General features: G+C 36.9%; 14 protein-coding genes. 8 read left to right on the top strand and 6 right to left on the bottom strand.

What is annotated here, in order from left to right; translation table 11 throughout:
- Positions 1-97 precede the first annotated feature (97 nt).
- Positions 98-2,104 carry an NAD-dependent DNA ligase LigA gene (ligA, locus tag B8967_RS12320; RefSeq protein WP_084086286.1) on the bottom strand — a complete coding sequence of 669 codons (2,007 nt, stop codon included), beginning with the start codon at positions 2,102-2,104 and terminating at the stop codon, positions 98-100.
- A gap of 240 nt (positions 2,105-2,344) precedes the next feature.
- On the opposite strand from ligA, the gene B8967_RS12315 reads away from it, so the two are divergent.
- The 7 genes from B8967_RS12315 to B8967_RS12285 all read left to right on the top strand — a co-directional run bounded on the left by B8967_RS12315 (position 2,345) and on the right by B8967_RS12285 (position 15,289).
- Positions 2,345-5,437 carry a TonB-dependent receptor gene (locus tag B8967_RS12315; protein ID WP_084086285.1) on the top strand — a complete coding sequence of 1,031 codons (3,093 nt, stop codon included), beginning with the start codon at positions 2,345-2,347 and terminating at the stop codon, positions 5,435-5,437.
- Between the two features lie 152 nt (positions 5,438-5,589).
- On the top strand, positions 5,590-6,336 hold the full coding sequence (locus B8967_RS12310; RefSeq protein ID WP_047487230.1) for a glycerophosphodiester phosphodiesterase family protein: 747 nt from the start codon (positions 5,590-5,592) through the stop codon (positions 6,334-6,336).
- A 458-nt stretch (positions 6,337-6,794) separates the two neighbouring features.
- Positions 6,795-9,767 (top strand): SusC/RagA family TonB-linked outer membrane protein, encoded by a 2,973-nt coding sequence (locus tag B8967_RS12305; protein WP_084086284.1) that lies wholly within the window; start codon positions 6,795-6,797, stop codon positions 9,765-9,767.
- Positions 9,768-9,777: 10 nt separating this feature from the next.
- Positions 9,778-11,223 carry a SusD/RagB family nutrient-binding outer membrane lipoprotein gene (locus B8967_RS12300; RefSeq protein ID WP_084086314.1) on the top strand — a complete coding sequence of 482 codons (1,446 nt, stop codon included), beginning with the start codon at positions 9,778-9,780 and terminating at the stop codon, positions 11,221-11,223.
- 75 nt (positions 11,224-11,298) lie between these two features.
- Positions 11,299-12,864 (top strand): calcineurin-like phosphoesterase C-terminal domain-containing protein, encoded by a 1,566-nt coding sequence (locus B8967_RS12295; protein ID WP_143330516.1) that lies wholly within the window; start codon positions 11,299-11,301, stop codon positions 12,862-12,864.
- A gap of 221 nt (positions 12,865-13,085) precedes the next feature.
- The gene (locus tag B8967_RS12290; protein ID WP_084086283.1) at positions 13,086-13,799 is read left to right on the top strand and encodes a 3-ketoacyl-ACP reductase; all 714 of its coding nucleotides are present in this window, start codon (positions 13,086-13,088) and stop codon (positions 13,797-13,799) included.
- A gap of 308 nt (positions 13,800-14,107) precedes the next feature.
- The gene (locus tag B8967_RS12285) at positions 14,108-15,289 is read left to right on the top strand and encodes an MFS transporter (RefSeq protein WP_084086282.1); all 1,182 of its coding nucleotides are present in this window, start codon (positions 14,108-14,110) and stop codon (positions 15,287-15,289) included.
- Between the two features lie 87 nt (positions 15,290-15,376).
- On the opposite strand, the gene B8967_RS12280 is transcribed toward B8967_RS12285, so the two are convergent.
- Positions 15,377-16,351, bottom strand: a complete 975-nt coding sequence (locus B8967_RS12280; RefSeq protein WP_084086281.1) for a YpdA family putative bacillithiol disulfide reductase — start codon at positions 16,349-16,351, stop codon at positions 15,377-15,379.
- A 420-nt stretch (positions 16,352-16,771) separates the two neighbouring features.
- On the opposite strand from B8967_RS12280, the gene B8967_RS12275 reads away from it, so the two are divergent.
- Positions 16,772-17,413, top strand: a complete 642-nt coding sequence (locus tag B8967_RS12275; RefSeq protein WP_047487248.1) for a hypothetical protein — start codon at positions 16,772-16,774, stop codon at positions 17,411-17,413.
- Positions 17,414-17,480: 67 nt separating this feature from the next.
- Here the strand turns inward: B8967_RS12275 and B8967_RS12270 are convergent, their stop codons facing one another.
- From B8967_RS12270 to B8967_RS12255, 4 genes are all read right to left on the bottom strand, one after another.
- Positions 17,481-18,767, bottom strand: a complete 1,287-nt coding sequence (locus B8967_RS12270; protein ID WP_084086280.1) for a glycosyltransferase family protein — start codon at positions 18,765-18,767, stop codon at positions 17,481-17,483.
- 60 nt (positions 18,768-18,827) lie between these two features.
- Entirely contained in the window at positions 18,828-21,368 is a 2,541-nt protein-coding gene (locus B8967_RS12265) for a YfhO family protein (protein ID WP_084086279.1), read from the bottom strand.
- Positions 21,369-21,398: 30 nt separating this feature from the next.
- Entirely contained in the window at positions 21,399-21,632 is a 234-nt protein-coding gene (locus tag B8967_RS12260) for a hypothetical protein (protein ID WP_047487258.1), read from the bottom strand.
- A gap of 116 nt (positions 21,633-21,748) precedes the next feature.
- A complete protein-coding gene (locus B8967_RS12255) occupies positions 21,749-22,798 on the bottom strand; it encodes a DUF6263 family protein (protein ID WP_047487259.1) in 1,050 nt (349 codons plus the stop codon).
- Positions 22,799-22,806 lie beyond the last annotated feature (8 nt).

Here is a 22,806-nt window from a genome sequence, read left to right as displayed (position 1 = left end):
CTTTTATTATTGATTTATATGTTATTTTATTCTTTGAGTGTGATGCAAAAAAGCCGTGAAAATTCACGGCTTTAACTATTTTTTATGCTATTATTTTTTACTGTTTCTCAATCAAATCAAGGAACTCCTGTTCATCCAGAATGGTAATTGTTCCTATATCCTGTGCTTTTTTCAGTTTGCTTCCTGCTTTTTCACCTACCACCAGGAAGTTTAGGTTTTTAGAAACGGCAGAAATATTTTTTCCACCATGTTTTTCCACCATTTCTTCGGCCTGTTCTCTGGTAAACAAAGATAGTTTTCCGGTGAAAAGGAAAGCTTTTCCTTCTAACACATTGGACAGAACCTCATTGGTACTTTCCCCTTTTTCAAGCTGTACACCATAAGATTTTAAACGTTCTATCATCAGGATGTTTTCGGAATTTTTGAAAAACTCTACAATGCTTACAGCAATTTTAGCTCCAATATCTTCTACCTGACAAAGCTCTTCTACGGTGGCATTTTTCAAATCTTCTATAGTAGTGAAATTCTTCACCAGTTTCTTGGCTACTGTTTCTCCTACGTGTTTGATTCCTATTCCGTATAATACTTTTTCAAAAGGTATTTCTTTGGATTTTTCAACACCTGTGATGATATTCTGCGCTGATTTTTCTGCCATTCTTTCCAAGGGAAGAAGCTGTTCTTTCGTTAAAACATAGAAATCAGCCGGGTTTTCAATTAACTTTTCTCTGTAAAGCTGTTCAATGGTCTCACTTCCCAGGTTTTCAATATTTAAAGCTTTTCGGGAAACATAGTGGATCATTCTTCCTACCACCTGCGGAGGGCAGTGAAGTTCATTCGGGCAGAAATGGATCGCCTGATCTTCAATTTTTACCAATTCAGTACCACATTCCGGACAATGTTTGATATATTCTATTTCTTTACTTTCTTCAGTTCTTTTCTCAGTATTTACCGCAACGATCTTCGGAATGATTTCACCGCCTTTTTCTACATACACAAAGTCATGCTCATGAAGGTCCAGTTTTTTGATAATATCTTCATTGTGAAGAGAAGCTCTCTTTACAATAGTTCCTGCCAGTAAAACAGGTTTAAGATTGGCAACCGGCGTAATAGCACCCGTTCTTCCTACCTGGTATGAAACGCTTTGAAGCTCAGTTTCCACTTTTTCAGCCTTGAATTTATAGGCCATGGCCCAACGGGGAGATTTTGCAGTATATCCAAGCTGTCTTTGCTGCTGCAGAGAATTTACTTTTAAAACAATACCGTCAATTTCAAAAGGCAGGTTATGGCGCTCCGTATCCCAGAAAGTGATAAAATCTTTTACCTCATCAAGAGTGGTGCATAATTTAGCCTGCTGAGATGTTTTGAATCCCCAGCCCTGGGCTTTTTGAAGCAGTTCCCAATGGGTTTCTGCCGGAATATCTTCAGCGATGAACTGATAGAGTACAGAAGATAAACCACGCTTTCTTACTTCGGCACTGTCCTGCATTTTTAAACTTCCGCTGGCTGTATTTCTAGGGTTCATAAACGGATCAAGTCCTTCCTCATCACGCAGTTTATTGAGTTTATCGAAATTCTTTCTGGTCAGGTAAATTTCTCCACGCATAAAGAAGTGAGGAGGGAAATCGCCTTTCAACGTCAGTGGAATATCTGAAATGGTACGGACATTCGGGGTAATTTCATCTCCCTGGAAACCGTCACCGCGGGTTACTGCCTGCATCAGTTTTCCGTTTTCATAAAGAATGGAAATAGAGGCTCCGTCATATTTTAATTCAGCAACAAACTCCACAGGATCATTAATGGTCTTAATAATTCTTTTCTCCCAATCTTCAAGATCATCAAAATCATAAGAATTATCCAGAGAATACATTCTGAATTTATGCTGGATCGTTGGAAAAACCTTTGTAACTCCACCACCTACTCTTACAGAAGGGGAGTTTTCATCATAAAACTCAGGGTGCTTTGCTTCCAGCTCCTGGAGCTGCTGAAGAAGCATATCAAAGTCATAATCTGAAATGGTAGGGGTATCCAGAAGATAATAGTTTTCATTATGCTGATGAAGCTCTTTGCGGAGCTGTTCTATTTTTTGTTGAATGTTTTCGGACATTGCGTTTCTATCTTTTGAGCAAAAATAACTAAACTAATTCCATTTAGAAAATAACACAATTAAATATTACAGGAAAGTTAATATTACGTAATGCCTTTTAATAGGCTGGTTATCTACGGAATAAATTGGTTGTTTATAATAAATTAACATAACGTTTCTATTTAATTAAAAAAATGTTAAAACTCTCTTAAACAGAAGGCTCTCAAAGTCAAAATACCTTTGCACATCTAATTTGAGGTAATGAAAAAAGTAAAGATTGTACTGGGATTATTGTTTTTAGGGTTTGGGACACTGGCGTATGCACAGACTACACAGGCTTCTATTGTAGGGAAAGTAACCGGGCCGGGAAGTACGGTTCAGGAAAAAGTGAAAGTAACGATCGTTAATGAATCTACAGGATTCAGAACGGAAACAGAAACCAATTCAAAAGGAGAATATATCTTTAAAGAGATTCCTCTTGGTGGTCCATACACCGTTATTGTAAACGAGGATAAAAAGGAAGGCTATAATGTCAACTTTGGAGATCAGGTTACTGTAAACATGGATATGGGCGGAGAGAAGCGTATAGAAGAAGTAGTGATTACCGGAAACCTTAAAAATAAAATAGGAAACCTTGGTGCAGCTACAGCAATTTCTGCCAAGAATATGAGCATGCTTCCGGTAAACGGGAGAAACTTCACGAACCTTACAGAACTATCACCTTTAAGTGGAAAGGGAGGAAATTTATCCGGGCAGCTGGGTTCTTCCACCAATTTCACTATTGATGGGATGACAGCTAAAAACCCGACCTCTGCAGGTTCTACGACCAGCCGAAGTGGTGCCCCTTTTTCCATTTCTATTGAAGCGGTACGTGAATTTAAAATTACTACCAACCAATATGATGTAACGTTGGGAAGGAGTGGTGGTGGAACAGTAAGTGCTGTTACGAAATCAGGAACCAACAAATTTTCAGGAAGTGCCTGGGAATACTTAAGAACCAATTGGCTTTCCAGCCCTTATGATATCAGAGGAAATAAGAGACAGAATGATTTCTCTACTTCTCAGTTTGGTTTTTCATTGGGTGGACCGGTCATTAAAAATAAATTACATTTCTTCGTAGCCTGGGATCACCAGCTGGATTCCAGACCGTTGATTATTGCAGATATCAGATCTCAGGAAGATGAGAAAAGATTCAATACCACTACAGAAACGCTGAATAAGTTTCTGGATATTTCAAGAGCAAAATATGGGGTAGGGAATACTCCTCAGTTTGGAAGCTTTGATAAAGTGAGAAATTCAGATGCTGCATTTTTGCGTTTAGACTGGCAGATCAATGAAAAGCACTTATTGACGTTAAGAAACAACTTCACCTATGACCTTAATAAAAACGGACTTGGTGATAATACCAATATCAACTTCTTTGAATCTTACGGAAATGATAAAAACCTTGACAACAGTTTATTATTAACCTTAAGATCAAATCTGAAGCCTAATTTAACGAATGAGTTGAAAGCTCAATATCTCTACACGTTCCAGGACAGTTACCAGAATACGGAATTAGGGAAGCCGGTTCCAAGAGCTATTGTTGAAAATATCGTTTCCCCGGGAATAGGGGCTACCAATATTCAGATCGGAGGTCACCGTTTTGCTCAGGAAAGCTTTAGAAATAATGTATTTCAGGTTGTTGATAACTTGTATTACAACACCGATAAAGTAAAATATACCTTCGGTGCAGATTTGATGTATACCACTTCAAAATCTGTATATGGAAGTGAGGTGAACGGAAGATTCCACTTCAGAGAAGATAATGTTAAAAACCCAAGTAACCTTTACAATTTTGAAACCCTTAATGCATACAGATTCTACAGGGAAGTACCTTTAATGGATGACCCTTCTGTAAGATCCAATATCTGGAATATCGGAGTTTATGGGCAGTTTCAGACCAAAATAGCCAAAGGTCTTGATTTGATGGCTGGTTTGAGGTTAGATTACAGTGGTTATCCGAAAGCGGAATTCAACCAAAAATTATTTGATGAAATGGGGATCAGAACGGATAATAAAATCAAATCATTTGTGATCCAGCCAAGATTCCAGTTTGACTGGAATATCAATGAGCAGAATAAAGACTTCTTAAAATTCGGAGCCGGGATATTCTCTTCAGACATCAATAATTATATGATCATCAACAACCTTGTGTTTGACGGAAAGCACCTGGCAACGGTAGATGTAAATCCTTCAGCAATTGGTCTTACTCCAGACTTTAACAGCTACAGATCAGACTACGCTAGTGTTCCTTCCCTGGCGCAGTATCAGATTCCAACCATCAATTATACAGGAAAAGATGCCAAAATTCCAATCGTTTATAAAGCCAATATCTCCTATACCCACTTCTTTAATGAAAGATTCAGAGCAGGATTGGCCGCTTACATGGCGTTAGGTAGAAATAATTACTACTATTATGATAGAAATATGGTAACGAACCCATATTTTACATTGGCTAATGAAGGGGGAAGAGGTGTGTTTGTTCCTACTTCAGCAATAGACGGAGCAAAAATAGACTGGAAGGCCGGAAGAATCAATAATAATTTCGGAAGAGTATTGGAATTGGTGAGTGACGGTAAAGTGAATCAGTTCTCATTTGTGGTAGATACCAGCTACCGTTATTGGAAAGATGGGGAAATTACAGCAAGTTATACCTGGTCTGATATCAAAGATAATACATCATACAACGGAAACGTAGCGAACTCTGCAACATTGTCTACGATGGTTCAAGGAGATCCGAGAGATTTGAGAATGACATATTCAGACAACCAATTCCGTAATAAAGTAGTTATTTATGGAAACTCACCTACCATTGCAGGATTTACGTTAGGAATCAGATATTCAGGAATCGGAGGGACGCGTTTCTCTGTAACAGCAGGAGGAAATATCAATGGAGACTTTGTAGATTCCAATGATCTGGCTTATATCTTCCCGAATCTTACCCAGCCTCTTTTGAGTGATCCTGAAGTAGGCAAGGCATTAAAAGATTATATTACTGATTATAATAATAACATTGCAGAACGTAACGGAGGTAAAAATGGATTCTATGGAGTTTGGGACGTACGTATTGCGAAGAAAATAAAATTTGAAAAAGTGGGAGCATTTGAGCTTTCTGTAGATATTTTCAATGTCGCAAACTTGCTTAATAAAGAATGGGGGGTTAATAAGTCTTACGGAAATATGTCTCTGTATAGAATTACCGGATTCAACCAGACTACCAAACAGTTTGAATATGCTAAAAATACCAGTGGGTTAGCTCCTTTATCAGGAAATCCGTATCAGATTCAGATTGGAGCAAAATATAGTTTCTAACAAGAAAATAATATGAACCACAAAAGGCTTAAAAATAGATAAGTGATCAGAAACAAACGAAAACTTCTATGTCTTTTGTGGTTTAAAGCTTTTTAAAATAATTATCTTTATCCAAAAGTCTTCGGACTTGGTTTTAATTATCAATTTATATTATGAAAAATTTTATCTTAGGGTTAGCAGTTTTAAGTACAGTATTGATGAAAGCACAAACTCAGATTATAGCACACAGAGGGTATTTCCAGGCACAACCTCCTACAACGGAAAACTCAATTAAATCTTTAGAGAATGCTCAAAAGCTTAAAGTGTATGGATCGGAATTTGATGTGAGAATGACAAAAGATGGAGTGTTGGTGATCAACCATGACGAGCACCACGATAAAATGGAAATCTCCGAGACTTCTTTCAAGGAATTGGAAAAAGTAAAACTATCTAATGGAGAAAAATTCCCTACCTTAAAAGACTATCTGAAGCAGGGTAAAAAGGATCCGTCTGTAAAGTTAATTGTAGAGATCAAACCGGATAAAACTCCAGAAATAGAGAATGAGATCACCCAAAAGACGATCAAAATGATCAAGGATATGAAACTGGAATCTCAAAGTGAATTTATTTCTTTCAGTTTGAATATCTGTAAGGAAATTAAAAAACTTGAGCCGACATTTAAAGTGCAGTATCTGAATGGAGAATTGTCACCGGAGCAGATCAAGAAAGAAGGACTTGACGGTATGGATTATCATTACAGTGTTTTCCAGAAAAACCCTACATGGATTTCTGAAGCTAAGACATTAGGTCTTATTACAAATTCCTGGACGGTAAACGATGCGGCTGTTTATGAAGAATTGAAAAAACAGGGAATTGGATTTGTTACCACTAATATCCCTGAACAACTGAAAAATAAATAATTATTATCGGGCTTATCATCATTCATTTCTGTAATGATTGAGAGCAAAATAAATATTGCCAATGTGTAAAGACTGTCTCTTCCAAAAGAGGCAGTCTTTTTTGTTACAAATAAAGCAGGCGCATATCCGGTAATATATATTATTCTAGTCTGAGAGATGGGTTCACAGAATGAAGAACACGGTGTTCAAAATAAAGTACTCTGGTTTTGAATTTAACCAATTGGTATACAGTTGTATATGGTGTTTTATTTTCTCAAAGAAAGACAATAAAGATACACAAATGATATCGGTAAATGATATTAAAAATAATTAATTACTTAATATACTGTTAGTTAGTCTATTGTGTGAATCTGTTAATAGAAATTTAACATTTCATTCAATATTTTTTTAATAAATGTTAAAGTGTTGTTAAAATCTTAATCATAATGTCCTTTTAATTTTGCACAAACAAAAAGGATATGCGTAAAGAGACACAAAAGCTGTTGGTTTTGTCGCTGTTAGGACTAATCAGTGTGAACCTGGCAGCTCAGCAGAAATCTAAAAAAGACACTATTAAAGGACTTGATGAGGTAGTGGTAACTGCTTTGGGAATCAAAAGGCACGACAAGTCATTAGGGTATTCTACCCAGACTGTTAAATCTGAAGAAATATTACAAACTCAAAACAACAACTGGGCAGAAGCTCTGGAAGGTAAAGTAGCAGGCTTGAAAGTTCAGACCGCTGGAGCAGGACCTCTTGGAACAGCCCGTATTACCCTTCGTGGAGACATTTCCATGAATATGGGAAATAACGACGCACTGATTGTTGTTGACGGGGTTCCCCTGAGCGGGAGAAAGACCGGAACCGGAACTTCTGCCTATGGAGCCGGCTCAGGAGGAGATTTACCTATTGACTATGGGGACAGTTTCAACAGTATTAATCCTGATGATATTGAATCTGTATCAATTCTGAAGGGACCTACTGCTTCTGCACTCTATGGTTCAAGGGGCTCAAGAGGAGCTATTATGATTACCACAAAATCTGGAAAAACTAAAAAAGGAAAAGTTCAGATTACCTTAAATTCATATTCAAGCTATGATACTGTTCTTAAATGGCCGGATTATCAATATGAATACGGACAGGGAACTCAGCAAAAAGATAAAAATGGAAATTATTATTATTCTTATGGAGCTTCTGCTGACGGAATAAATACAGGTTCTACCAGTAGTGCCTTCGGACCGAAATTTGACGGACAATATTACTTTCAGTACGATCCCACGGTAGAAGGGCAAAGCTTGGAAAGAAAACTATGGAGACCTTATAAAGACAATATTAAAAATTTCTGGCAGGTAGGGTCTACTTACTCAAACAGCTTGTCAGTAGAACATTCCAATGAATCCACATCCTTCAGAACTTCACTTTCTTATCTGAAAAATGAATGGATGATGCCTAATACAGGCTTCAACAGATTGAATGCTGCTGTATCCTTAGATCATAAATTGAGCAGCAGGCTGAAAATAGGAACTAAAATCAACTTCAGCCAGACTAAAAGTGATAACCTTCCTGCTACCGGATATAATAACCAGTCGATTTCTTATTTTATGATTTTCCAAAATCCCAATGTAGATCTCGAGTGGTATAGACCTATCTGGAAAAAAGGCCAGGAGCAGGTAGATCAGATTCACCCTTTCAGTTCCTATATTGATAACCCTTATCTGATTGCCTATGAAAATCTAAACAGTACAAATAAAAAGATTATTACAGGTAACGTTAATCTAAATTATCAGCTGGCCAAAAACTTTGATATTGCCTATAAAACAGGATTGGAATGGAGTAATGAACTCCGTACCCAAAGAAGACCCTGGAGTTCTGCCAATTATCTGAAAGGGTATTACAGGGAGCAATACATCAGGTATTTGGATCTTAACAATGATATTCTCTTTACCTATAAAAACAAATTTGGAGATGTAGGTGTGACAGCTTCTGCCGGAGGTAACATTAAATATCATGAATATACCATGAATGATTACCGGGCTAATGGACTTAATAAAGCAGGATTGTACCAGCTATCCAATGCGACATCTTTAGAAAGCAGACTTCCAAAACCTAATGATAATCAGGTAAACAGTTTATATGCATTGGCAAATTTCAGTTATAAGGATATGATTTTCCTGGATGTAACAGCCAGAAACGACTGGAGCAGTACCCTTCCGGATCATAACAGATCTTATTTTTATCCGTCATTGTCATCCTCTTTTATCCTATCTGATATTTTTAAACTGAAATCTGATAATTTAAATTTCTGGAAACTTAGACTGTCATGGTCAAAAGTAGGAAATGATACCTACAATTATATGCTTGAAAAATACTATGAAAATAGTGTATTCACTGGATCTGTAGAATCTCCCTTATTGTATCCGAATCCTGATTTGAGACCGGAAATGATTACGAATATAGAAGGAGGGATGGATTTTACAATTTTGAAAAACAGACTGACTTTTAATTTTACAGCCTATCAGAATAATTCTAAAGATCAGACCATTATTATTCCTGTACTGTATGAAACCGGATATAATAAAAGAATTATCAATTCCGGAGAACTGAGAAACAGAGGAATTGAAATGTCATTAAGCACTTCACCTATTAAAAATAAAAACTTCTCCTGGAATGTAAATGCCAACTGGTCAATGAACCGCAACAAGATTCTTTCTCTTCCGGAAGAGTTCAACGGAGTACCTTACACGATGGCAAGCGTTGGAGGAGTTGTGTATTATAATGCTGTAGTGGGAGGTTCACTAGGTGATATGTATGGTTACGGTCTGATGTATTCTCCGGATGGACAAGTGATTTACGGTACAGATGGGTTAACGGCAAAGCCAACGGAAATGAAGAAAATAGGAAATGCTTATCCAAAGTGGAGAGCCGGACTTCAGAACGAATTTAAATATAAAAATATTACCGTTAGTTTCTCTTTTGACGGACAGTATAAAGGGATCGCTTACTCACAATCACATCATAAAATGTCCGAACAGGGGAAACTTACCCATACTCTTGTAGGAAGAGATAATCCGGGTGGGCTGATTGTAGGGGATGGAGTTGTTCAAAATCCGGACGGAAGCTTTTCTCCGAATACAAAAGGAGTTCCTGTTTCTTCTTATTATGGAGATTATTATAGAAGGGCCAACGTGGAAACCAATTCATTTGACACTTCATTCATTAAGCTAAGAGATGCCAGAATTTCTTATTCTTTTCCCAAATCTATTACAGAACCATTAAAAGTCACAGATATTAGCCTTGCTTTATTTGGAAGAAATCTTTGGATGTGGACGAAATTTCCATTATTTGATCCGGAAGCAGCTACCCTTGACGATTCTACCATTACACCGGGAGTTGAAATGGGGCAGCTGCCTTCAGCCAGAACAGTCGGAATTCAGTTAAATGTTAAATTCTAAAATTTTTAAAATGAAAAAGATACTCTATATATGTTCATTTCTTAGCCTTGTAGGATGTGCCGTGTCATGTGACAGAAGCCTGGATGAAATTAATAAAGATACAAGTAGAATCAATGTACCTGTTGCAAACACCCTGCTGGCTCCCATACAGTATAATATGGCTTCCGTAGGATATAACAGGGCTAATGATTTTAATTTTGATATCATGCAGGTTTCTCTGGATTTCCCCAACGAAGGCAATTCATTAAGCCGTTATTATATTACAGAAAATACAGGAACAGGATTCTGGAACAATTCATACAGATGGCTGAAACAGGTTGATGACCTTAAAAAAGCAGCCATTTCTGAAGGAGATAAAAATTACCAGGCTATTTCTATGGTACTCAATGCATGGATTTATTCCAATCTTACCGATACCTATGGTGATGTTCCTTTTTCCGAAGCTTCACAACTGGATAATGGTATTTCTCAACCTAAATTTGATAGACAGAAAGATATTTATGTCCGTCTTTTGGATGATCTGAAAGCAGCTAATGCTTTATTTATCACCACTAAACCTCTTACCGGGGCAGATCTGTTTTATAAAGCAGATACTGATAATAGTGGAATAGCCAATTGGAAAAAGCTATGTAACTCGCTTTCTCTAAGACTTTTATTAAGAATACTAAGCAGAGATGGAGAAGTAAATGTGAAAGAAAGAATTCAGGAAATTGTAAACAATCCAACGGTATATCCCATTTTTCAAAATAATGCAGATGCTACTAAGCTTGATATTTCAGGAATCTCTCCATTATTGCCACCTATTGCAAGGCCTCAGGATTTTACCACAGGAAGAGCAGCGTCAGATTTCTTTGTACAGGCTTTACAGAAAAATAATGACCCACGTATACCGATGTTCTTTACCCAGGCAAAAGATTTGAAAAACAATAATATAGGATATGTGGGTGCTCCTTCAGGATATCCTTTCGGAACGGTTTTTACTTTTCAGCCGTCAAATCTTAATCAAAACCTGGCAAAAGCTCCGCTGAAGATTTTTGTTTATCCTTATGCAGAACTTCAGTTTACCTTGGCAGAGCTTGCCCTAAAAGGAATCATTCAGGGAAGTGCTAAAACTTTTTACGAAAACGGAGTGAAAGCTTCTATTGAACAGTGGGGCGCTGTAGTACCGGCCAACTATTTTGATAATCAAAATGTAGCTTATGAAGCAGACCTGAAAAAAATTATACTTCAGAAGTATATCGCTCTTTTCTTTGTAGATCAGCAGCAATGGTTTGAAAAAAGAAGAACAGGATTTCCGGTACTTCCCAACAATGGAGGTCTGTTAAATAATGGAGATTTACCCCAAAGATTAATGTATCCGCCCAATCCTAAAGTATTGAATCCTGCTAATTATTTGGCTGCTGTTCAGCAGATGGGAGGAGATCATATCAATGTGAAAATGTGGTGGAATAAATAAAAAGATTAATAAAGAATAAAGAATAAAGAATAAAGAATAAAGAATAAAGAAATGAGTGCTAAGATGAAATTTATAATGCCATGTATGCTGATTTCGGCAATGGCGTTTTCCCAGACTTCTGTCTCCGGTTATATATACGAGGACAGCAATAAAAATCAAAAGAAAGAAAATCGTGAAAAAGGAGTAGAGGGAGTAGCTGTATCCAATGGAGTACAGGTAGCCCTTACGGATAAAAACGGGAGATATAGCTTACCTGTTCAGGAAGGGCAGACTATTTTTGTCATCAAACCTTCAGGGTATCAAACTGCTTTAAACAGCAATAATCTGCCTCAGTTTTATTACCATCATAAGCCCCAAGGTTCCCCTGCTGATTTTAAATATAAAGGAGTAGCTCCTACCGGAGATCTTCCTAAAGAACTGAATTTTCCACTGTACAGGCAGAATGAAGATAAAAACTTTGATATTCTTGTTTTTGGAGATCCACAACCTTATACGGAAAAGGAGCTTGATTATTTTAAAAGAGGAATTGTAAATGAAGTTAAAAACACCAAGAAAAATGCAGTGCTGGGGATTAGCCTGGGAGATTTGGTAGGAGATAATTTAAGCCTTCAAAAACCTTATGCAGATGTAATGAAAGAAGTAGGATTGCCCTGGTACAATGTCATGGGAAATCATGATATGAATTATGATGCAAAAGAAGACCACTTATCGGATGAAACATTCGAATCCAATTTTGGTCCTGCCAACTATTCATTCAACTATGGTAATGTTCATTTTATTATTTTGGATGATATTCTTTATCCGGACCCGAGAGATGGAAAAGGATATTGGGGAGGATTCCGTGAAGATCAGCTTCAGTTTATCGAAAATGATTTGAAGTGGGTTGATAAGAATAAACTTGTGGTGGTATCTTTCCATATTCCGTTGGAGCATACAAATGAAGATAACTTTAGAAATGCTGACCGCCAGAAATTATTTGATTTTTTAAATCCTTTTCAGAATGTATTGCTTTTATCGGCACATACCCATATTCAGCAACAAATTTTCTATGGTAAAAAAGCAGGCTGGAACGGGATAAAAGAACTGCATGAATATAACGTGGGAACCACTTGTGGTGACTGGTATTCGGGTACGGCTGACGAAGCGGGTCTTCCAACTTCAACAATGAGAGATGGAACAGCTAAAGGGTATTCTTTCATCAGCTTTACGGACAATCAATATAAAGTTAAGTACAAAACGGCTGGAAAACCGGAAGATTATCAAATAAAACTATATGTTCCAAAGGTCATTCCTTATCCTTCCAAAACCTCTGCAAAAGTTCTGGCCAACTTTTTCATGGGAGGTAAAAAAGATAAAGTAGAGTACAGAATAGACAACGGATCCTGGGAAGCCATGGAGTATGATGAAACAATAGATCCGAATTTTGCTCTTTCGGTTTTTAAATGGGATACTACAGAGAAAATCCTTCCGGGAAGAAGACCTTCTAACCCTGAAATGTCAAAACATATATGGGAAGCAGGTTTTCCTAAAAAATTAGCTTTGGGAAAACACAAAGTTGAGGTAAGAGCTGTTGATATGTATGGAAATCAATTCTCCGCTTCAGAAGAATTTGAAGTACAGAACTCAATTCAGATTCCTTAAGCTTATTATTTTACTTTTTTTAGATTTTGAAGCCGGTTTGTCATGAACCGGCTTTGTTTTACCAAGTTTGTCCCTTTGTTTTAAAGTTATTTGTTAAGATCCCCCGGAATGAGAACTCATATGGAAAAAATAGGGGCCGTTAAAAAAACATTAAATCTATATTCTTCCCATCCCGTAAAAATGTTCTTTTGTAACTTTGTACAACGAAAAGTATTATTACAATGAACATAAACGGAAAAAATGCCATCGTAACCGGTGGTGGAAGAGGATTAGGAAAGGCTGTAGCGCTGGCTTTAGCTCATGAAGGAGTAAACGTTGCCATTACAGGAAGAAACGAGGAAAATTTAAAAAATACAGTTGACGAAATCAAAAAACTGGGAGTGCATGCAGCCTATGCCGTATTTAATATTGATGATGAAGCCTCTGTAAAAGCAGGAATCGAAACTTTAGCTGAAACACTTGGTGGAGTAGATATATTGATCAATAATGCGGGAATCGGGGATTTCGGAAGTATTGAAGATATGTCTTCTGAAACCTGGGAGCAGGTGATCAAAACCAATCTATTCGGGGTATACTATGCGGCTAAAGCCGTTCACCCGTTTATGAAAGCTAAAGGAGAAGGTGATATTGTAAACGTAGCCTCTACAGCAGGTTTAAAAGGAGGACCTAATATGTCTGCCTATGCAGCTTCCAAAGCAGCAGTAGTTTCCCTATCCCAATCAATGATGGCAGAATGGAGAAAACAGAATATCCGTGTGATTACATTGACTCCAAGTACTATTGCTTCTGATATGAGTATTCAGGGTGGGCTTACAGACGGTAACCCGGAAACGGTTTTACAGCCTGAAGATTTTGCAGAATGGGTAAGAGATATTCTAAAAATGAACAGACGTGCATTAATTGCGAATGGTTCCATTTTCTCTACAAATCCATAACAGATTCAAAATTTAAAGTCAGCATAACAGGCTTTATGCAGCTTTTAAATTATTGAATTCGAAATAAATACAGGTTTTACTTGTCAGAGTCGGAAGAGTTTTCTTCCGGCTTTTTTATTTTACTATCTTTTTGATGACTTATTCTAAAGTCTTTAAAAACAGGTGGAAAGCTGAAATTTATTCTTTCCCAACAGAGGGATTTGGGCTATTTTCTCTAACTTTGCATTTTAAATTTTTCCCCAAATATTATTGTGAAATTAATTAACTTATACACGAGTTCTTTCAAAGGACTCTCGCAAGAGAGTTGGATGCTGGCGTTGGTAATGCTAATCAACAGGGCGGGTTCTATGGTACTTCCTTTTTTAGGAGTTTATATGACAAACCATTTACATTTTAGCATTGAAAACTCCGGAATTGTCCTTAGCTTTTTTGGAATAGGTTCAGTGATAGGTTCATGGTTTGGTGGAATGATCACCGATAAAATTGGTGAATACAAGGTGCAGAGCTTAAGCTTACTTTTGAGTGTACCTTTATTTTGTTTAATCCCTCTTTTTACTACAGAAGAAGGGTTAGCAGGAATTATTTTAATGCAGAGTATTGTAAGCGAAACTTTCCGGCCTGCCAACTCGGTGGCTATTACAAAATACGCTAAGCCGGAAAATATTACCAGAGCTTTCTCATTAAACAGAATGGCTGTTAATCTAGGATTCTCTATAGGCCCTGCATTAGGAGGTATTCTATCTGCTATATCTTATGAGTTTTTATTTTTCAGTAATGCTTTAGCTGCTTTACTGGCCGGATTAATGTATATCTGGTTCTTTAGAAAACGTACAAGATTAGCAAAGAAGAAAGCAAGAAATGTGAAAGAAGCTATAATCATTAAAAAAGAAAATTCTCCGTATAGAGACCGTAAATTTATGGTGTATTGTATATTCTGTATGCTGTTTTCTATCTGCTTTTTCCAGTTATTCAGTACATTGACTATTTTCTATAAGGATACAGCTCATTTGAGCCAGCAGAATATAGGATTTATTCTGGGCTACAGTGGCTTCCTGATCGTATTGCTTGAAATGGGTTTTGTACAGCTGGCTGAGAAATATTTTACGTTAGGATTTACAATGCTGATAGGAACTTTCTTATGTGGATTTTCCTATGCTATGCTGGCCTTCGACTATAGTATGGTGGCATTGCTGGTTTCCATGACCTTGCTTTGTATAGGGGAAATATGGACCCTGCCTTTTATGTCGACCATTACGGCACTTCGTTCAGGTGAAAACAACAAAGGCGCTTATATGGGACTGAACGGAATGTCTTTTTCAATAGCTTTTATTATTACACCTTATATAGGAACATTGATTGCGGATAAACTGGGTTTTAATACCCTGTGGATCGGAACCGGTGTATTGGCTATACTGATTGCCATAGGTTTTTATTATATTGTTCCATGGATGCTAAAAGATAACAGGAAAACAGAAAAAGATTTAGTTTAAAATCTGATCTTATCTTCCTTTAATGATTAACCCCCGGCTGAAAACTATTCAACCGGGGGTTAATTTACTCTATGTAAGATCAATAATTTATCTGTTTTCAAGTTTGGAGATAATGTTATTCAAAATCATTTCAGCATGTACTCTTGAATTTTCAATGAACCAGAGGTGGGTGTCTTTCCCTCCGCAAACCACACCTGCAAGGTACAGATTAGAGATATTGGTTTCCATGGTCTCCATATTATATTGGGGGTTCAGACAGTCTCCATTCAGCTCTATGCCAGAATTTCTTAAAAATTCAAAGTCCGGAAGATAGCCTGTCATAGCCAGAACAAAATCATTCTCAATCTCATGAATCTGATGGTCATGATCTTTGAAAATAACAGACTGTTCTTTAACTTCAAGGATCTCTGCATTGAAATGGGCTGTGATACTGCCTTCTGAAATTCTATTTTCAATATCCGGTTTTACCCAATATTTTACACTTTTGGAAATTTCAGAATGCCGGATAATCATCGTTACTTCAGCTCCTTTTCTATACGTTTCAAGAGCTGCATCTACTGCAGAATTACTGGAACCTATTATCACTACTTTTTGTCTGGCGTAAGGATAGGGCTCGGTGTAATAGTGTTTAACTTTCGGCAGGTTTTCCCCTGGAATGTTCATCAGATTCGGAATGTCATAGAACCCTGTGGCAATTACCACATTTTTAGCAAAGTAGTTTCCTTTTGTAGTTTCAATTTCAAAGACATCATCAATTTTGAACACTTTTACTACTTTTTCATAGAGGTGAATATTCAGATCCTTCTGTCGGGCAATTCCCTGATAATATTCCAATGCTTCCTGTCTTCCGGGTTTGGGAGCAGGAGAGATAAAAGGAGTTCCGTCAATTTCAAGTTTTTCAGCGGTTGAAAAAAAACGCATATACAAAGGATAATGATACAGTGAATTAACAATTGTTCCTTTTTCAATAATCAGGTAGCTGAGGTTATTTTTTTGAGCTTCAATAGCACAGTTTAAACCGATAGGGCCCGCTCCGATGATAAGAATGTCCAAAATTTCCATAGTACAAAGGTACGATGTAATTAGCAGATTGTATGGATGTTTTTAGAACAAAGATATGAGAGGAGTTATGAGTTGAGAGTGAACGGTCAATGATTGTCTTCTGGTTGTAAAGTCAATTTACCCGTGATATGGATATTCAATAGGGACGGGCTTTAGCCCGTTCTTTATAAGAATACAAAACAATCTATTGGCTTTAGCCCAAACTTAATAGAAAAGAGTTAAGAGTTAAGAGTTAAGACGTCATACATTATACATTATACATTATACATTATACATTATACATTATACATTATACATCCGACATTATACATTATACATCCCACACTATACATCATTTTACCACTCCTGTACTCCATACCCAATTCCTTCCCGGTTATGGCATCAGTTTTGGTGTTTTTAACCATCACTAAAATTAAAAATATGAAAAAACTACTCATTTCTCTATTGGTACTGACTGTAGTAATCGCCTGTAAAAAAGAAGCCGGAAAACCGGTTCCGAATGTTGTTGATTCTATTGCACAGGCAAAAGCAGACAGTATTGGAAAACTTCCTACAAAAGAAGAAAGAGAAGCTTCTTTGAAGAAAGTAAATGATGAGGTGCTGCAGGCTTTAAAAGCTAAAGACTATAAAACATTTGCTTCATTAATTCATCCTCAAAAAGGAATCCGGTTTTCAATGTACGCTCATGTTGATCTGAAAGGGGATAAACATTTCTCCAAAGCTGATTTCGAACAGTTTCAGCCTACAAAAACATTGTTTACATGGGGAGCACAGGATGGTTCAGGAGACCCATACAAGGCAACTATTAATGATTATTTGGGTAAATGGGTTTTTTCTAAAGATTTTACAGCTTCCCAATATTCTGTAGATAAATTCATCGGTGGAGGGAACTCTCTGAACAACCTTAAAGAAAGCTATCCTACAGCTAATTTTACAGAAAATTATATCAAAGGAACAGAAAAGAATAGTGAAATGGACTGGAAAACCGTTCGTTTTGTATTTGAAGAATTTCAGGGAAAATATTATCTGATAGCAGTGATCAATGATCAGTGGACAATATAAGATAGAGAAAAGCTGGATGCAGGAAGGAAAAGTTAATGATCTTCTCTCTTACAGCCTCCAGCTTTTTTTATAAAATTTCAGCCAGTTGTTGAGTAAGATTTTTTCTGGAAAACTGTTCAATCTGCTGAGTGTTTTCACTATGATCTCCGCTTTTCCAAAGCTCAAATTTTTCCAGGACAAACTGCTTCACTGTTTCAGAATGGGTATAGCTAAAATGCTTCCCGGCATGGGTGTCTTCTAAAATTTTTTCTACATCGGCTTTATCTGGACCAAATGATAGTATCTGTTTTCCCGATGCCAGATATTCAAATATCTTTCCGGGAATAATTCCTTTTGAAGATTCGTTAGGAAAATTGGTGATAAGAAGCAGGTCAGAATTCTGCATTTCTTCAACAGCTTTGCCATGGGAAAGATAACCCAGATTCAAAATATGGTTTTTCAAACTGGAATTTTCAAGAGAAGCTAAGATCTTATCATCAATTCTTCCCACCAATTTCAGTGAGAAATTCTTTGAAAACTCTATGTTTTCTTTCACCAGTTCATCTAATGCTTTCCAAAGATTTTCGGGATTCCGCAATTGCTCCAAAACCCCAATATAGCTCAACGTAAATGTTTTACTCTTTTGACCTTTTGGAGTTTCATGGGTATCAGTCTCATCAAAACCATTAGTGATGCAAACAGCATTAGCTCCTGCTTTCCGAAAGTTCTCGGCATCCGTATAGCTTGTGGCAAGGGTAATATCTGCATTTTTAAATACAGTACTTTCTAACTGGCGGTGCTTCTTATCTGAACTCTTGGTCAGTTTTAAATGCTTATAGTACGAGATTTCCGTCCACGGGTCACGAAAATCGGCAATCCATTTGATATGGGGAAGCTTATGTTTAAGGCCTAGCCCGATGAGATGTAATGAATGGGGTGGGCCGGAAGTGACTACCACATCTATTTTATTTTCTTTTAAATACTTTTCTAAAAATTGAATAGAAGGCTTTACCCAAAAAACTCGGGCATCCGGAATAAAAAAATTCCCCCTTACCCAAATGGAGAGTCTGGATTTCCAGCTTTGGTTTTCACCTACATCAAATTGCCCGGCTTTGAATTTTTTATTGCTTTTATTAAGCTTTTCTGCCAGCTGATAAGGTTCCCAGATCTTTGTTCTGACCATTTCAATATCGTTCGGAATATCCTTCATCAACGTTTCATCTATCAACGGATAATTGGGATTTTCCGGAGTGTAGATCACAGGTTTCCAGCCAAAATCGGGTAGATATTTTGCGAACTTAAGCCATCTTTGAACACCAGGACCTCCCGCAGGAGGCCAGTAATAGGTGATAATCAATATTTTCTTCTGTTCCATTTTGATTTTATGATTCTTTATGACGGCTTGTTTATTCAGAACGTATGCCGAAATATTGAATTAAGCTTGTGGTTCAGTTAATGTTTCCTTTTTCTTATTTTTATTCATCCAGAAAATTCCAAAAGCTGTCAGGGCTATAAATAGTCCGAAACAAATAAGGGAAATCCATTTTCCTTTTTCAATTACTTCAGGCTCAAACACCATTCTGATATGATGGTTTCCTGCCGGAACGTGTACGGCACGAAGTAAATAATCTGCTTTGATATAAGGAACTTCTTTTTCATCAACCAGAACTTTCCAGCCGTGGGGATAGTAAACTTCAGAGAACACAGCCAATTGTGGTGTCCTGGATTGAGATTTAAACTCCAGTTCATTAGGCTGGTATTTTGTAAGATTGATAAATGCTGTAGAATCTGGCTGAACAGGTTTATTGTCGAAATAAGATTTGTCTGAAGTGGCAATAACAGCTGTTTTTTTATTGTCAATATCCCCAATAGATTTGATTTCTTCATTAGGAGTATCTGCAAATTTCAGGTCACTGACAAACCATGCATTTCCGTTGGCATTTGGATTAGGTACCGCCTGAGGTTCTGTAGGACCTCCAAAAATCATATACTTAGCATTAAGCATATTCAGAATTTTAGGAGTCTTTACACTGTCTATATTTGACAGGTATTCATTCAGAATATCGTCATACCTTCTTAATTTTACTGCATGATAACCCCCAATAGATGCTTTAAAATAAGAAGTATTTGTCTCACTTGTTACACCTAAAGTCTGGTTATAAATTCTATAATGGCTTTTATCTTTTTCAGCAATTGTTTCCAGCGTCTTGTTGATATTTACATTATCCAGAATAGAGGATAAGCTCGGGTTTGCCTGAACTTTTTCAGCCAATAGGTCTGAAGTTTCCGTCTGGAAAGGGTTTTCAGCAAAGACTTTGTCTACATAATTTTCATCATTCAGATAACGCTTGTTCACAGTCCATAAGTCGAATAAACTTACCAGTCCAATTACCACCAAAGCAATATTCTGATTCAGCTTTTTCTTTAAACTGAAAAATAAAACAGCTGCAGTAATAGCTACATAGATAAACGCTTTGATAGCATCTGTTCTGAACAGTTTATATCTTTCATCCACAAGATAATCGAGTAGGAAAGGAGGGAAATACGTTTTCTCACCTTCTGTCGCGAATCCTAATAATGATTTTCCGAAGACTAAAAGAATTAATACGAATCCTAATGTTCCTCCACTTACATAAAGAAGTGTTTTTTGCTTATATTCTTCAGTAAGCTTTTCATCGGTGAAGAATCTGTACAGTCCAAGGATGGCAATCAGTGGGAATAACAATTCTACAACAACAAGGATTGAAGAAGGTGCTCTGAATTTATTGTAAAACGGAACATAGTCAATAAAGAAATCCGATAATGGCATAAAGTTACTTCCCCAAGCCAGTAAAACGGTAAGTATGGAAGCTCCTAAAATCCAGTAACGGTATTTTTTTCGGGCAATGAAAAATCCTAAAAGAGCAAGAAAACATACAATAGCTCCCTGATATGCCGGTCCCGAAGTTCCCGGTTGGTCACCCCAGTATGTCATTCCACTGAAACCTTTCGATATTCTGTCCATTTCAGCTTGTGAGCTTACATTTTCCTGAACAAGCTCCTGAACTTTGCTCATCATTTCCTTAGCTTCCGGTTCCTGGCTTCCACCACCCATCAACCTTGGAATGAAAAGATTTAACGTTTCCAGTTTACCGTAGCTCCACATCAGCATGCTTTCCTTATCCATTCCGGATTTTCCTGAAGTATGGCTGTCATTCGTTAAAATCTGCTTTCCACGAACCGTTTCTTTTACATATTCAGAATTGGCAAGGATTCTTTGAGAATTCATTCCAACTCCAATGATACATGATACAGCAATAATTCCCGAAGAAATAAGAAAATGCTTCATCTGTGTTTTCTTCAGGATCACTCTGATCAGTTCAGAAAGGAATAAAAATCCTAACGCAATGAACAGATAATATGTCATCTGTGGGTGGTTCGCTGCAATCTGAAGTCCCATAAAAAGGGTTGTTACAATGAATCCCCAGATGTATTGTTTCCGGATATAAACCAATAGGATTCCAGCTAAAAGTGGTGCGAAATATTCAATGGTATTTACTTTACCATTATGCCCTGCAGCAATGATAATATAAAAATAGGTAGAAAGGCCAAAGAAAGTAGCCCCTAGCAGAGCATATTTCCAGTTTCTGACCACTACCATTCCCAGAAGGAAAAAGCCTGCAAAAAGCAGAAACAGATAATTAACCGGCCTTGGCAGGAAATTCAGATTGCTGTCAATTTTCTTGATGATGTCACCTTTAAACTGGCTACCCATCTGATAAGTGGGCATTCCTCCAAACATGGAGTCACTCCAGTAGGTTTCATTTCCTGTGTTGGCTCTATAGTCGAGCAGTTCTTTTGCTCCTCCTCTGTACTGTACGATGTCATGCTGGAAAAGCTGTTTTCCCGTAAAGACAGGAGTGGAATATAAAAATGCTAAAACTATAAATACAACTAATGAAATAGCAATATAAATTAAGTTTTTATTTTTCGCCATGCTGGTTATTATCTTTTTTTCTTGGAATTTTTACCTTTTATCATTATTCTGTTTCACCTCTTCGTAGTCTACGGTTTCCGCATCCCACTTAAGGTTTTGCTTATTCTCTTTGTTAGAGCCATGGATATCCTGCTGCCTGTTATTCTGATTACTGTTATTGTTGAATCTATAACCGTAAAACGTCTTAAAAAATATCCTTTTCAGAATATTCCAGACAAAGAAAATAATAATAGCAGAGAGTACCAGCTCAAGAATGTACTTCATAATAAAATGTATTTAAGATTCTAAAGTTCAAAGTTGTTTGTCGATACTTATTTTAATGATCAAAATAAAATTTTCAAATTCTCAGACTCTTCAACTCTCAAACTCTTTTACTTCAATTATTTTGCTGAAGGGTTTACCATTACAGAAGATTTTGAAACACTTTTCATAGATTGAGTCTGTTTCCCGTCTGTAATAGATTCTATCTGTGTAGTTTCCACATTGATGTTCTGGTTGGTAATCCATCCAGTACTTTCATCAAATTTAATAGTACCCGTCTGTACCAGTTCGCTGCTTAAACTATGAGTAATGGGTCCCTGAGCTTTCTTTTCTGTTTTCTTAGGAATACCTCCGGTAACACCAATTTCAGCACTTCCGTTTCCTAAGCTTTTTAAAACATAGTTTGAAGTTACTTTAACTGTTCCGCTTGCATCAGCATTTTCAGAAGTGGTCCATTTTTCACCGATCTTCACTCCTTTTTTAGGAATAATGGTCAGGTTTTTATTGAACTGTTCTTTCAGTACTTTTTCATTGAAAGTTTCTTTAAGACTTGCTACAACGCTTGCTTTCTGATTCGCATCTTTGATAAGAGTTCCTACAGAAGTAGATACTTTGTTGTATACAGCATCAAAACCTGTGATGGATATCACATTACCTTTTGTATCCATTTTCATAGCAAGCTTGTTTCCGGTAAGCGCTCTGTTGATATTCCAGATCATCTTAAGATCATCTTCTTTAGGAATCGGAAGCTTGGTATCTACAACAATAGTTTTTCCCTGTGCAGATTGAGAACTTCTTTTAGCAACAAGATTAAGGGTCATATCATACACATTTCCTTTGATATCATTGACTGTAAAGTTCATTTCATCCGTAGATTCGCTGGTTGCCGTAATAGATTTTCCAGTAGGATCTGTCATGGTCTTTACATCTCTCTGATAGGTTGTAAGAGGATATGTTTTTCCTTTTTCAAGCTTAAAAGTTTGCTTGATGATCCCTGCAGAATCTCTGATCGCCGGGTTCTCCGCTACTTTAGCTACAGAATCAGCAGGAACTTCTACAGTAACTGTTTTCCCTGTTTTAGGATCTACTTTCGTTACAGTGGCTGTTTCTTTTTTACACGATACAAGAGCTATAGATGAGATAAGCGCTAATGCTGCTATATTTTTCATTTTCTAAT

The sequence above is a fragment of the Chryseobacterium sp. YR221 genome, from assembly GCF_900176315.1.
Lineage (GTDB): Bacteria > Bacteroidota > Bacteroidia > Flavobacteriales > Weeksellaceae > Chryseobacterium > Chryseobacterium rhizosphaerae.
The sequence above is the reverse complement of the archived record's forward strand: the minus strand, read 5'-3'. Positions and strand labels throughout refer to the sequence as shown.

Coding starts and splice junctions, on each gene's coding strand:
- ligA (WP_084086286.1), bottom strand. CDS start 2,104: ATGTCCGAAAACATTCAACAAAAAATAGAACAGCTCCGCAAAGAGCTT.
- B8967_RS12315 (WP_084086285.1), top strand. CDS start 2,345: ATGAAAAAAGTAAAGATTGTACTGGGATTATTGTTTTTAGGGTTTGGG.
- B8967_RS12310 (WP_047487230.1), top strand. CDS start 5,590: ATGAAAAATTTTATCTTAGGGTTAGCAGTTTTAAGTACAGTATTGATG.
- B8967_RS12305 (WP_084086284.1), top strand. CDS start 6,795: ATGCGTAAAGAGACACAAAAGCTGTTGGTTTTGTCGCTGTTAGGACTA.
- B8967_RS12300 (WP_084086314.1), top strand. CDS start 9,778: ATGAAAAAGATACTCTATATATGTTCATTTCTTAGCCTTGTAGGATGT.
- B8967_RS12295 (WP_143330516.1), top strand. CDS start 11,299: ATGCCATGTATGCTGATTTCGGCAATGGCGTTTTCCCAGACTTCTGTC.
- B8967_RS12290 (WP_084086283.1), top strand. CDS start 13,086: ATGAACATAAACGGAAAAAATGCCATCGTAACCGGTGGTGGAAGAGGA.
- B8967_RS12285 (WP_084086282.1), top strand. CDS start 14,108: ATGCTGGCGTTGGTAATGCTAATCAACAGGGCGGGTTCTATGGTACTT.
- B8967_RS12280 (WP_084086281.1), bottom strand. CDS start 16,351: ATGGAAATTTTGGACATTCTTATCATCGGAGCGGGCCCTATCGGTTTA.
- B8967_RS12275 (WP_047487248.1), top strand. CDS start 16,772: ATGAAAAAACTACTCATTTCTCTATTGGTACTGACTGTAGTAATCGCC.
- B8967_RS12270 (WP_084086280.1), bottom strand. CDS start 18,767: ATGGAACAGAAGAAAATATTGATTATCACCTATTACTGGCCTCCTGCG.
- B8967_RS12265 (WP_084086279.1), bottom strand. CDS start 21,368: ATGGCGAAAAATAAAAACTTAATTTATATTGCTATTTCATTAGTTGTA.
- B8967_RS12260 (WP_047487258.1), bottom strand. CDS start 21,632: ATGAAGTACATTCTTGAGCTGGTACTCTCTGCTATTATTATTTTCTTT.
- B8967_RS12255 (WP_047487259.1), bottom strand. CDS start 22,798: ATGAAAAATATAGCAGCATTAGCGCTTATCTCATCTATAGCTCTTGTA.